The organism is Promicromonospora sp. NPDC057138 (assembly GCF_042670845.1).
Classification (GTDB): Bacteria; Actinomycetota; Actinomycetes; order Actinomycetales; family Cellulomonadaceae; genus Promicromonospora.
This window is the reverse complement of sequence record NZ_JBHUUX010000027.1, coordinates 1-11,680: the sequence shown is the minus strand read 5'-3', so window position 1 is coordinate 11,680 and position 11,680 is coordinate 1. Positions and strand designations below refer to the sequence as shown.

The window sequence follows — 11,680 nt, the reverse complement described above, 5'->3', positions numbered from 1 at the left end:
GTGGTCAGATACTGCGTGGTGGGCGGTGGATCCTGCCGCCCGTTGCCGTGAGGGACTCGCCCGAGCCGCCCCAGCGGGCCGCGACGATCTCCGCGGCGATGCTGACGGCGGTCTCCTCGGGCGTGCGCGAGCCCAGGTCGAGGCCGATCGGGCTGTGCAGGCGCGCCAGCGCGTCGTCGGGCACCCCGGCCTCGCGGAGCCGGGCCAGGCGGTCGTCGTGCGTGCGGCGGGAGCCCATCGCTCCGACGTAGGCCAGGTCGAGGCGCAGCGCCTGGTCCAGGACCGGCACGTCGAACTTCGGGTCGTGGGTGAGCACGCAGACCACGGTGCGGCCGTCGATCCGGCCCGCGTCCACCTCGGCCGCGAGGTACCGGTGGGGCCAGTCGGTCACCACCTCGTCCGCGTCCGGGAAGCGCGTCGCGGTCGCGAACACCGGCCGCGCGTCGCACACCGTGACCCGGTAGCCGAGGAACGAGCCGACCCGCGCCGTCGCCGCCGCGAAGTCGATCGCGCCGAACACCAGCATCCGAGGGCGCGGCGCGTAGGAGGAGACGAACACGCGGCAGCCCTCGCCCCGCCGCTCGCCGTCGGGGCCGTAGGTGAGGGTCTCGCTGAGCCCGCCGGCGAGCAGGCCGAGAGCGTCGTCGGCCACGGCGTCGGTCAGGCGCGCGGTGCCGAGGTTTCCGGACCCGCGCGGGCCGGCGGCCACGCCGTCGTTCCCCGTCGCGCCGTCCGGCCGGATGACCAGGCGGCGGCCGAGAACCCGCTCGTCGGGATGTTCCACCACGGTGGCGACGGCGACCGGACGGCCGGCGGCGATGTCCTGAGCGACCTCGTCGAGATCGGGGAAGCCCTCGCGGTCCACCCGTTCCACGAACACGTCAAGGATCCCGCCGCAGGTCAGGCCCACGGCGAACGCGTCGTCGTCGGAGATGCCGTACCGCACCAGCACCGGCCTGCCGGTCGTGACCACCTCGCTCGCGAGGTCGAACACCGCACCCTCCACGCAGCCGCCCGAGACCGATCCCACCGCGACGGGCGGTGCGCCGTCGTCCCCCGGTCCGACCAGCATCGCCGCACCCGGCGGGCGCGGTGCCGACCGGAACGTGGCCACGACCGTGCCCATCCCGACCGGGTGGCCGTCCCGCCACCACGCCAGCAGCTCGTCCAGCACGTCACGCATGTGCGATCACCTCCAGCACCTCTTCGAACGTACCCAGCGAATGCCCCGCGAGGAAGTGGTCCACGTGCGGCAGCACCGCTGCGATCCCCGACTGCACGGGCCGGTAGCCGGCCTTCCCGCGATGCGGGTTCACCCAGACCACCGCATGGGCCAGGCGGTGCAACCGGGCGGCGCGGTCGGCCAGGTCCGCGGCGTCGCCGCGTTCCCAGCCGTCGCTGCACACCACGACCACCGCCCCGCGCAGCCGCGCGCCGTGCCGGTCCATCAGCGTGGCAAGCGACTCGGCGAGCCTCGTGCCGCCCGCCCAGTCCGGGACGAGGTCGCCGGCGCGGGCCAGCGCACGCTCCGGGTCGGTGGTGCGCAGGGCGTCGGTGACGCGGGTCAGGCGGGTGCCGAGCGTGAACGCCTCGGCGCGGAAGCGGGTGCCCACACGGCGCGCTCCCGCGGGAGCCCCCGACCGCACGACCGCGTGCGCGAGCCGCAGCAGCGCCTCCGCGTACGGCCGCATGGAGCCCGACACGTCCACCAGCAGCACCACGCGGCGCGGCGTGCGGGTCCGGCGGCGGCGCTCGACCTGGGCCGGCTCGCCCGCCCGGCGCAGCGACGCGCGCAACGTGCGGTGCAGGTCGGGGCGCCCGCGCCGCCACGGCACGGCACGCGCGGCACGGCGCAGCGGCGGGCGGGGGCGCAGGGCGGCGATCTGCGCGGCGAGGACGCGGCGCTCCGCCTCGGTGAGGTCGGCGACGTCGCGGTGGCGGAGCGTCTCGCGGTCGTCGGCGAGCACGGGGACGACCTCGGGATGCCGTTCGTCCCGTCCGGGCCCGGGGCCGGACGGCGTGGTGTCAGTGCCGGACGGGAGCACGGCGGTGGAGGGCTCGGCGTCGGCACGGTCGGTGGTGGTGTGCGTCGAGACCGCCGTGGTGCCCGCAGATGAGCCCGCCCTGGCGCGCGGCACCGGCAGCCCGACGGTCGAGGCCTCGAACCACGCAGCGAACACCTGGTCGAACCTCGCCAGGTCGTCGGGCCCCGCGCACAGCGTCGCCCGGCCCGCGCGATAGGTCGCCATGGCGCTGCCCGCCCCGAGCACGGCCGTGGCCTGCAGGAACGCGGTGGCCCGGTCGGGCGTCACACCGACCCCGGCCGCCCGCAGCGCCCGCGCGAACCCGAGCAGCACCCGCTCACCGCCGTCGGACATGTCAGGTCCCCAGGATCCGGGTCAGCGCCTCGCGGGCGCGGATCGTGTCCTCGCGGTACTTGACCACGGCACCCAGCGTGCGGGACGCCGCGTCGAGATCGAGCGACGCGGCGCCGAGGCTTTCCAGGGCGCGGGCCCAGTCGAGCGTCTCCGCGACGCCCGGCGGCTTGAGCAGAGGTTCCGCCCGCAGGCGCTGCACGCAGCCGGCGACCTGGCGGGCGAGGGCCTCGGCGACCTCGGGCAGCCGGGCGCGCACGATCGCAACCTCGCGCTCGAGGCTGGGGTGGTCGATCCAGTGGTAGAGGCAGCGGCGCTTGAGGGCGTCGTGCAGCTCGCGCGTGCGGTTCGACGTGAGGACGACGGTGGGCGGCGTCGTCGCGCGGATCGTGCCGAGCTCCGGGATCGTCACCGTCCAGCCGGACAGGACCTCCAGGAGGAACGCCTCGAACTCGTCGTCGGCGCGGTCGATCTCGTCCACCAGCAGCACGGACGGAGTGGTCCGCAGCGCCTGGAGGACGGGCCGGGCCAGGAGGAAGCGCTCGTCGAACAGGGAGCGCTCGGTGGTCTCGACCTCCAGGGCGTTCGTGTCCGACGACACCGCCGCGGCCTCCAGCGTCCGCAGGTGCAGGATCTGGCGGCCGAAGTCCCAGTCGTACAGGGCCTGGGTCGCGTCGATGCCCTCGTAGCACTGCAGCCGGATCAGGGGCGCGCCCAAGGCCTGGGCCAGCGCCTCGGCGAGCGCCGTCTTGCCGGTCCCCGGCTCCCCCTCCAGGAGCAGCGGGCGCTCCATGACCCGGGCAAGGTACGCGACGGTGGCGAGGTCCTCGTCGGCGAGGTAGCCCGCCTCACCCAGCGCCGCCGCGAGGGCTTCGGGCGAGTTCATCTGTTCAGGTTACGGGACCCTGCTCAGCCCACCCGGGGCCACACGACGGTGAACCGGGCGCCGCCGTCGGGCGACTCGCCGACGGCGACCCGGCCGCCCCGGCGGCGGACGAGCTCGGCGACCAGCGCGAGGCCGAGCCCGGCGCCGCCGGAGGCCCGCGCGCGGTCGTCCGAGACCCGGTAGAAGCGGTCGAAGACCTTGGCGCGGTGCTCCGGGGGGACGCCGGGACCGTCGTCGTCGACCAGGACGCGGACGGTGGACTGGCCCGCGAGGACCGACACGACGACCCGCGTGCGGGTGTACCTCAGGGCGTTGCGCAGCAGGTTGTCCAGGACGAGCTCGGTCTCGGTGTGCGCGGCGGACGCCCACGCCTGCCCGGTCAGGGCGTTGACCGCCACCGGCACGGGCTGGTCCCCGGCGCGCGCCACCGCCGCGTTCACCTCGTCGACCAGGTCGACGGCGTCCGCCGGCGGCAGCTCCCCGGCGTCCGAGCGGGCCAGGGCCAGCAGCCCGTCGAGCAGCGCCGACAGGCGCTCGGCGTCCGCGAGGACGTCCGCGTGCACCTCCTGCGAGAGCTGCGGGTCGGGATTGGCGACCGCGACCTCCGACTGCAGGCGGATGGACGCCACGGGGGAGCGCAGCTCGTGCGCCGCGTCGCCCGTGAACCGCCGCAGCCGTTCCGTCGTGGCGTCCTGGCGGTCCAGCAGCACGTTGAAGTCGTCGGCCAGGGCGCGCAGCTCGCCCGCCGCGGCGTCGGGCGCCGCCACGCGCTCGCCCGGGGCGAGACGGCGGACGGACTCCCGCATCCGGGCGACCGGCAGCAGCGCCGACCCGACGGCGAACCAGATGGCGACCCCGGCCACGACCGTCCCGACGAGGGCGGTGACCAGCAGCCACCGGCCGCCCGACTCCTTGGCGGCCTCCTGCCCGACGAGGCCCGTCCCGACGACGACGAGCCGCTGGCTCCCGTCGGGCGCCGTGACGACGGTGCCGTGCCAGCGGACCGGCTGCCGGTCGCCCGCGGTGACCGGGGTGCCGGCCTTCAGCGCGCGCACCTGGTCGTGCGTCAGGGCCGGGGGCGCGCCGTCGTCGACCGGACTGCCCGCGGTGTCCAGGACGCGCACCTCCAGGCCGTCGGGCGAGTCGGGCGCCGGGCCGGCGACGACGTCGCGCGCGGCGCTGGTCAGCGCCGTCTGGAGCTCGTCGTCCACGGCGTCCGTCAGGAGCGGCCCGAGGCCGCGGCCGGCGACGAGCGCCAGGCCCAGCAGGCAGGCGAGCGTGACCGCCGTGGCGAGGGCTGTGACCCGCAGGCGCAGCGACACGCCGGCCCAGGGGCGGCCCGACGCCGTCGGCCCCGGCGCCCGCACTACTGCGGCTCCCCGAGCTGGTACCCGTGCCCCCGGACGGTCCGCACCAGGTCGCCCGCGCCGACGGCGGCCAGCTTGCGCCGCAGATAGCCGACGTACACCTCGACGACGTTCCTGGTCGCGGCCTCGTCGCCCCAGACCTCGGTCAGCAGCTCCTGCTTCGTCCACACGGTCCCGGGCCGCGACGCCAGCGCCGCCAGCAGGGCGTACTCGCGCGGGCTCAGGGGGACGTCGGCGCCGTCGTACCGCACGGTGCGTGCCGCGCGGTCGATGGTCAGCGGCCCGAGCTCGATCCGGCCCCGCGGGGCGGCTCCCGTCGCGGCGCGGCGCAGGAGGGCGCGGAGCTGGGCGAGCAGCACGACGAAGGAGAACGGCTTGACCACGTAGCCGTCGGCGCCGAGGTCGAGCCCGTCGGCCTGGTCCACCTCGCCGTCCTTCGCCGACACAAGCAGCACGGGGGTCGCGACGCCGGCGGACCGCAGCTCCTCCAGCACGCGGTAGCCGGACAGGCCGGGGATCATGATGTCCAGCAGGACCGCGTCGAACGACCCGGTGCGCGCCAGCCGCAGCGCCGTCGGCCCGTCGGCGGCGACCGTGACGTCCATGCCCTCCGCGCGCAGGCCGCGGTCCAGCGCCTTGCGCACGCCGGGCTCGTCGTCGACCACGAGGATCTGCGGTCTCATGGCTGCCAGCATGCCGCACGCGGCGGCCTCCTGGATGATCCGGAGGGGAGCGCGGCGGCGGTTCTCAGCGTCATCTCAGCTGGGGTCGGCTTCTCAGCAACGTCTCAGCACGCACGGGGCATCGTGGAAGGTGTCAGGGAGAGCACACTGGTCGAGAGCGCGAAGGAGCACGACATGAGGCCGAGGACGAAGGCGCTGGTCGCCGCCGGGTCGGGAATCACCGTGGGGCTCGCGGGCCTGGCCCTGAGCACGCTGCCCGCCGGCGCGGACGACGACCCGGTGCTGCCCGCGATCAGCGCGGAGGAGCTCGTCACGTCGACCCTGGAGGCCGAGCCGCCCGCGTTCGCGGGCGTGGCCGAACTGACGAACGAGCTCGGGCTGCCCGCCGTGCCCGGGGTGGAGGAGCTCGACTTCGACTCGGTGCGGGTGTTCCACGACGGCGCGAAGGGCGCCCGGGTCCAGGTCGAGCGGGAGGCGTCCGAGCTGACGTTCGTGAAGAACGCGGACGAGGCGTGGGCCTACGACTCGCAGGAGAACACAGCGAAGCACCTCACCTGGGACGAGGCCGACATCGCTGCCGCACGGGGGCACGCAGAGGCAGGAATGGCGGACCCGTCGCAGGCGGCGGCCGAGATCATCGAGCGCCTCCGCCCGACCAGCGACATCACCGTGGACGGCACAGCACGGGTCGCGGACCGCGCGGCGTACGAGCTCGTGCTGACGCCGAAGCCGTCCGAGAAGACGCTGCTGCGGGAGATCACCGTGGCGATCGACGAGGAGACGCGCGTCCCGCTGCGGTTCGACGTGTTCGCCAACGGCACCTCGGATCCCGTCCTGTCGCTCGGCTTCGTCGAGTTCTCTACCGGCGCGCAGGACGCTGACCTGTTCCAGTTCACGCCGCCGGACGGCGCCGACGTCGAGACCACGCAGGCGGACGACGTCGCGCGGGCGGCCGGCGAGCACGGCGCCGAGGGCGTCGAGCAGCGCACGACGACGGTCGGCGACGGCTGGGACACCGTGGTGATCGGCGAGGTTCCGGCTGACGCGCCGGCCGTGGGCGACGCTGAGGGAGCCTTCGGGGGCTCCGCCGAGGGCGGGCAGGATCTCGCCGGGATCCTGGCCCAGATCGGCCAGCCGGTGTCCGGCGAGTTCGGCTCGGGCACCTACGTCCGGATCGCCGTCGGCGGCGCCGTCCTCACCGAGGACGGCCGGATCGCGGCCGGCGCGGTGCCGCAGCAGGTGCTCGTCGACGCACTGGACCAGCAGTGACCACAGCGCGGGCCGAAGCGGCGGTACCGGAGGCCAGGAACGCCTCCGGTACCGCCCTGGCGGCGCGCACCCGGGGGCTGCGCAAGGTCTACCGCGGCACGGTCGCCGTGGACGGCGTCGACCTGGAGGTGCCGGAGGGCGCCGTCGTCGGGATGCTGGGGCCGAACGGCTCCGGCAAGACGACGACCATCCGGATGCTGCTCGGGCTCGTCCAGCCGACCGAGGGCGAGATCGAGCTGCTGGGCGTGCCGGTACCCGGCGCCGTCGACCGGGTGCTCCCGCACGTCGGGGCGCTCGTGGAGGGCCCGGGCTTCCACCCGTTCCTGTCCGGCCGGGAGAACCTGCTGCGGTTCGCCGCCGCCGAGCCGCTGCTGGCCGGCGGGGAGCTGAAGGGCGCGGTCGCCGCCGCGCTGGAGCGGGTCGGCCTGGCGGACGCGGCGGGGCGGAAGTACCGCGCGTACTCGCTCGGCATGAAGCAGCGCCTCGGGCTCGCGTCGGCTCTGCTGGCGCCGCGCAGGCTGGTCGTGCTGGACGAGCCGACGAACGGCCTCGACCCGGCCGGCACCCAGGAGGTCCGCCGGATCATCGCTGAGCTGCACGCCCACGGCGTGACGGTGCTCGTCTCGTCGCACCTCCTGGCGGAGGTCGAGGCCACCTGCACGCACGTGGTCGTGCTGAACCAGGGCGTCATCGTGGCGCAGGGCGCGCTGGCCGACCTCCTGGAGTCGGGGAGCCCCACGCTGCTCGTGTCCACCCCGGACGGCGCGACCGCCGTCGAGACCCTGCGGGACCGCCGGATCCCCGCTCGGCTCGCGCCGGACGGCGTCCGCGTGGACCTCACGACGACGACGCCGGCGACGGTGATCGAGACCCTGGTCCGCGCCGGCGTCGGTGTGGACGAGGCCCGGCGGGAACGCACCGGGCTGGAGGAGGCTTTCGCCCGGCTGACGCACGACGTCGGCGAGGTGGTCGGCGAGCTGGACGCCGACGAGCCGGCCGTGGCCCAGGAAGGCAGGACGCGATGACCACCCAGGATCCGATGAGCGCGCCGGTAACCCTGGCGGAGGCCGGCGCCGTCCCTCCTGAGGGCCTGCCCGCCCGGCGGCGCGCCCCGCTGGCGCGCCTGCTGCGGGCCGAGGTGCGGTGGATCTTCCGGCGTCCGCGGACGCTGGTCGTGCTGGGGCTGCTCGCTGCGCTCCCGGTGATCGTCGGTATCGCCGTCGACCTGACGCTGGACGGCCCGGTCGCGCCGACCACCGGAGGACCCGTCGGCGAAGGGCCGATCGGGCCTGGTGGCGAGCCGCCGATCTTCGTGACGATGGTGACCAGCGCCTTCGTGCTGCCGCTCGGGTCGCTGATGACGCTGCTGATCCTCCTGCTGCCGCTCACCGTGGCGATGGCGGGCGCCGACGCGCTGGCCGGCGAGCAGGACCACGGCGCGCTGCGCGGCTGGCTGCTCGCCCCGGTGGCGCGCGGCCGGCTGCTGGTCGTGAAGTCGTTCGGGGTGCTTGTCGTCGCGCTGGTCGCGGCCGCGCTGGTCGTCACGTCGGGCCTGCTGACGGGGCTCGCTCTCGCCGGGACGGACGGCCTGGTCTCGATGTCCGGGACGGAGCTGTCGGTCGGGGACGTGCTGTGGCGGCTGGCGGTCGCCATCGCGTGGGCGACGGTGTACCTGATGGGGGTCGGCGCGGTCGCGCTGGCCATCTCGGCGTCCACCGAGCACCCCATGCTGGTGGTCGTGAGCGTGCTCGGCGGGCTGATCGTCTCCGAGGTGCTGATGCAGTTCTCGGCGCTGGACTGGCTGCACCCGTACCTGCTGCCGACGTCGGTGAGCAGCCTGGTCGACCTGATCCGGGACCCGGTGTCGTTCGACGGCCTGGGCGAGGGTGTGGTGCGGGCCCTGTGCTATCTCGTGATCGGCATGTCGCTGGCGTATGCGCGGCTGACGACGAAGGACGGGTGACGCAAAACGCCGTCGCGCCCCTCCCCCACGGAAGGCGCGCGACGGCGTCGTACAGCGTGCTTTGCGGCCTCAGGCCGCGACGTTCTCCTCGTACGCGACGTCCCGCGTCTCGCGCGTCAGGAGCAGCGCGACGAGCGTGATCACGGCCATCGCGGAGAGGTAGACCCCCACGAGCACCGGCGAGCCGTCCGCGGTCGCCCAGAGCGCCACCGCGATGAACGGCGCCACCGCCGCGCCGAGCACGGACGACAGGTTGTACGCGATGCCCGAGCCCGTGTACCGGACGTTGGCGGGGAACAGCTCGGGCAGGACGGCGGCCATCGGGCCGAACGTGAGGCCCATCAGCGTGAAGCCGAGGATCAGCAGGGTCTGCACGCCGACGTCGCCCGCGGCGAACAGCGGCACGAACGACCCGCCGAACAGGATGATCGCCACGGTGACCCAGATGAGGTGCTTGCGTCGGCCGAACTTCTCCGCCATCGGGCCGGAGACCAGGGTGAAGATGCCGAAGAACACGACGCCGATGATCAGCATCCAGAGGAAGTCGATCTTCTCGTAGCCGAGGCCGGCGGGGGAGCCGTCGGTGGGCTCGGTCGGGGCGACGCCGTAGTTCAGCGTGAACGTCGTCATCAGGTAGAACAGCACGTAGGTGGCCAGCATGATGAACGTGCCCGACACGATCTGCTTCCACGAGGTGTTGAACACCCGGGCCACCGGGACCCTGGTGACGGCCTCGGCCTCGAGCACCTTCTGGAACGCCGGCGTCTCCAGCAGCGAGAGCCGCACCCACAGGCCGACGATCACGAGGATCGCGGACGCGAGGAACGGGACGCGCCAGCCCCAGTCGGCGAACTGCTCCGGCGTCAGCGCCGTCGACAGCGAGATGAACACCGTGTTGGCGAGGATGAAGCCGATGGGCGCGCCGAGCTGCGGGAACGTGCCGTAGATGGCGCGCTTGCCCTCCGGGGCGTTCTCCGTGGCGAGCAGCGCGGCGCCGCTCCACTCACCGCCGAGGCCGAGGCCCTGGCAGAACCGGCACAGCACGAGCACGGCGGGCGCGGCCACGGCCCAGCCGGGCGTGGACGCCGCGGGGATGACGCCGATCAGGACCGTCGCGATACCCATCGTGAGCAGCGAGGCGACGAGCGTCGTCTTGCGGCCGATGCGGTCGCCGAAGTGGCCGAAGAGCACCGAGCCGACGGGCCGCGCCACGAAGGCGACGCCGAAGACGGCGAACGACGACAGGAGCTGCGTGGTCGGGTCCGCGGCGTTCGGGAAGAACAGCGCAGGGAAGACCAGCGAGGCGGCGGTCGCGTAGATGTAGAAGTCGTAGAACTCGATCGAGGTACCGATGAGGGAGGCGACGACGACGCGGCCCCGGGGGTTGCCGGCCGGTGACGCGCTCTGCGCGCCGGAGGCGGCTCCGGCGGTCGGCGATGCGGAGGTACTCATGCGGGTGAGATTAAGCGGCCCTCCGCGATCCGGGAAGGTTGTCTCGCGGTACGGATGGGGCCTTGACGTAGGCTGCCCCGGCGGCTTCGCGCGGCGCGGGCGGCGTCAGACAGGCGGCCGCGGCGTGTCGACCTGCGACTGCGTGCGGTGCGAGTGAAGGTGTAGTGAACGGTGAATACTCCCGCCCGTGCCCGTGTTGGCACGACCGGCGGCGAGGGGCAGTATCGACCGGGCGCCCCAGGCCCCACATCGGAAGTCCATCATCGGAACGAACGAGACGACGACGAGGATATGAACGATCTGCTGTATGTGAACGGCGGCACCCCGCTCAACGGGACCATCACCGTTCGAGGCGCAAAGAACTTCGTGTCGAAGTCCATGGTGGCTTCCCTGCTGGGGGAGACCCCCAGCGTGCTGCGGAACGTACCGCAGATCCGTGACGTCAAGGTCGTCTCGGGACTCCTGGACCTGCACGGCGTGAACGTCAAGTACGACACCGACGCCGGCATCCTCGACCTCGACCCGTCCAACGTGGAGTCCGCCCACGTGGCCGACATCGACGCCCACGCCGGCTCCAGCCGCATCCCGATCCTGTTCTGCGGGCCGCTGCTGCACCGCCTCGGCGAAGCGTTCATCCCTGACCTGGGCGGCTGCCGCATCGGCGACCGGCCGATCAACTACCACCTCGACATCCTGCGCCAGTTCGGCGCCGTCGTGGACAAGCGGCCCAACGGCATCCACCTGCGGGCGCCGCGCCGCCTCCAGGGCACCAAGATCTCCCTGCCGTACCCGTCGGTGGGCGCTACCGAGCAGACGCTGCTCACGGCGGTCCGCGCGGACGGCATCACCGAGCTCTCGGGCGCGGCGATCGAGCCCGAGATCATGGACCTCATCGCGGTGCTGCAGAAGATGGGCGCCATCATCTCGGTCGACACCGACCGCGTGATCCGCATCGAGGGCGTCGACCGTCTCGACGGGTACACCCACACCGCGCTGAACGACCGCATCGAGACCGCGTCGTGGGCCTCGGCGGCCCTCGCCACCGGCGGCGACATCACCGTCAAGGGCGCCACCCAGCCCGAGATGATGACGTTCCTGAACACGTTCCGGAAGGTCGGCGGCCGGTTCGAGGTGCAGGACGACGGCATCCGCTTCTGGCACGCCGGCGGCGACCTGAAGTCCATCGTGCTGGAGACCGACGTCCACCCCGGCTTCATGACCGACTGGCAGCAGCCGCTCGTCGTCGCGCTCACCCAGGCCAAGGGCCTGTCGATCGTGCACGAGACCGTGTACGAGAACCGCTTCGGCTTCGCGGACGCGCTGCGCAAGATGGGCGCCACGATCCAGGTCTACAAGGAGTGCCTGGGCGGCCGCGACTGCCGGTTCGGCCAGCGCAACTTCCACCACTCCGCCGTCGTCTCCGGGCCGACGCCGCTGTCGGCGGCCGACATCGAGGTGCCCGACCTGCGCGGCGGGTTCTCGCACCTCATCGCGGCGCTCGCCGCGCACGGCCGGTCCACGGTGCGCGGCATCGGCCTGATCGACCGCGGCTACGAGAACTTCCAGGACAAGCTGGAGGCCCTGGGCGCCGACGTCGCCCGCGGCTGACCCACCGAGCCGTGAAGGGTCTGTCGAAGTAGAGCGCTTGTCCGAGTCTCCCGGGGTAGCCCCGGGGAGACTCGGAC

At 73.7% G+C, this 11,680-nt stretch carries 10 protein-coding genes; 4 read left to right on the top strand and 6 right to left on the bottom strand.

Annotation, left to right across the window (positions count from 1 at the left end; translation table 11 throughout):
- Positions 1-4: 4 nt before the first annotated feature.
- The 5 genes from ACFT2C_RS15755 to ACFT2C_RS15735 are packed head-to-tail and all read right to left on the bottom strand — an operon-like array spanning position 5 to position 5,311.
- On the bottom strand, positions 5-1,183 hold the full coding sequence (locus tag ACFT2C_RS15755) for an XdhC family protein (protein ID WP_377208007.1): 1,179 nt from the start codon (positions 1,181-1,183) through the stop codon (positions 5-7).
- Positions 1,176-2,378 (bottom strand): VWA domain-containing protein, encoded by a 1,203-nt coding sequence (locus ACFT2C_RS15750; protein WP_377208006.1) that lies wholly within the window; start codon positions 2,376-2,378, stop codon positions 1,176-1,178. Before ACFT2C_RS15750 ends, ACFT2C_RS15755 begins: the two co-directional genes overlap by 8 nt.
- A 1-nt stretch (position 2,379) precedes the next feature.
- Positions 2,380-3,261: an AAA family ATPase gene (locus ACFT2C_RS15745; protein WP_377208005.1), complete on the bottom strand. Its 882-nt coding sequence runs from the start codon at positions 3,259-3,261 to the stop codon at positions 2,380-2,382.
- Positions 3,262-3,284: 23 nt separating this feature from the next.
- A complete protein-coding gene (locus ACFT2C_RS15740; RefSeq protein WP_377208004.1) occupies positions 3,285-4,628 on the bottom strand; it encodes a sensor histidine kinase in 1,344 nt (447 codons plus the stop codon).
- Entirely contained in the window at positions 4,628-5,311 is a 684-nt protein-coding gene (locus ACFT2C_RS15735) for a response regulator transcription factor (protein WP_377208003.1), read from the bottom strand. The genes ACFT2C_RS15740 and ACFT2C_RS15735 overlap by 1 nt, the downstream gene beginning before the upstream one ends.
- A gap of 174 nt (positions 5,312-5,485) precedes the next feature.
- Here ACFT2C_RS15735 and ACFT2C_RS15730 point away from each other — a divergent pair, with 174 nt between their 5' ends.
- The 3 genes from ACFT2C_RS15730 to ACFT2C_RS15720 are packed head-to-tail and all read left to right on the top strand — an operon-like array spanning position 5,486 to position 8,543.
- On the top strand, positions 5,486-6,580 hold the full coding sequence (locus ACFT2C_RS15730; protein WP_377208002.1) for an outer membrane lipoprotein carrier protein LolA: 1,095 nt from the start codon (positions 5,486-5,488) through the stop codon (positions 6,578-6,580).
- On the top strand, positions 6,577-7,605 hold the full coding sequence (locus ACFT2C_RS15725) for an ABC transporter ATP-binding protein (protein ID WP_377208001.1): 1,029 nt from the start codon (positions 6,577-6,579) through the stop codon (positions 7,603-7,605). The genes ACFT2C_RS15730 and ACFT2C_RS15725 overlap by 4 nt, the downstream gene beginning before the upstream one ends.
- Positions 7,602-8,543 (top strand): ABC transporter permease subunit, encoded by a 942-nt coding sequence (locus tag ACFT2C_RS15720; RefSeq protein ID WP_377208000.1) that lies wholly within the window; start codon positions 7,602-7,604, stop codon positions 8,541-8,543. Before ACFT2C_RS15725 ends, ACFT2C_RS15720 begins: the two co-directional genes overlap by 4 nt.
- A gap of 69 nt (positions 8,544-8,612) precedes the next feature.
- Here the strand turns inward: ACFT2C_RS15720 and ACFT2C_RS15715 are convergent, their stop codons facing one another.
- Positions 8,613-9,995 carry an MFS transporter gene (locus tag ACFT2C_RS15715; RefSeq protein WP_377207999.1) on the bottom strand — a complete coding sequence of 461 codons (1,383 nt, stop codon included), beginning with the start codon at positions 9,993-9,995 and terminating at the stop codon, positions 8,613-8,615.
- A 291-nt stretch (positions 9,996-10,286) separates the two neighbouring features.
- On the opposite strand from ACFT2C_RS15715, the gene murA reads away from it, so the two are divergent.
- Positions 10,287-11,603, top strand: a complete 1,317-nt coding sequence (gene murA / locus ACFT2C_RS15710; protein WP_377207998.1) for a UDP-N-acetylglucosamine 1-carboxyvinyltransferase — start codon at positions 10,287-10,289, stop codon at positions 11,601-11,603.
- The last annotated feature ends 77 nt before the right edge of the window (positions 11,604-11,680 follow it).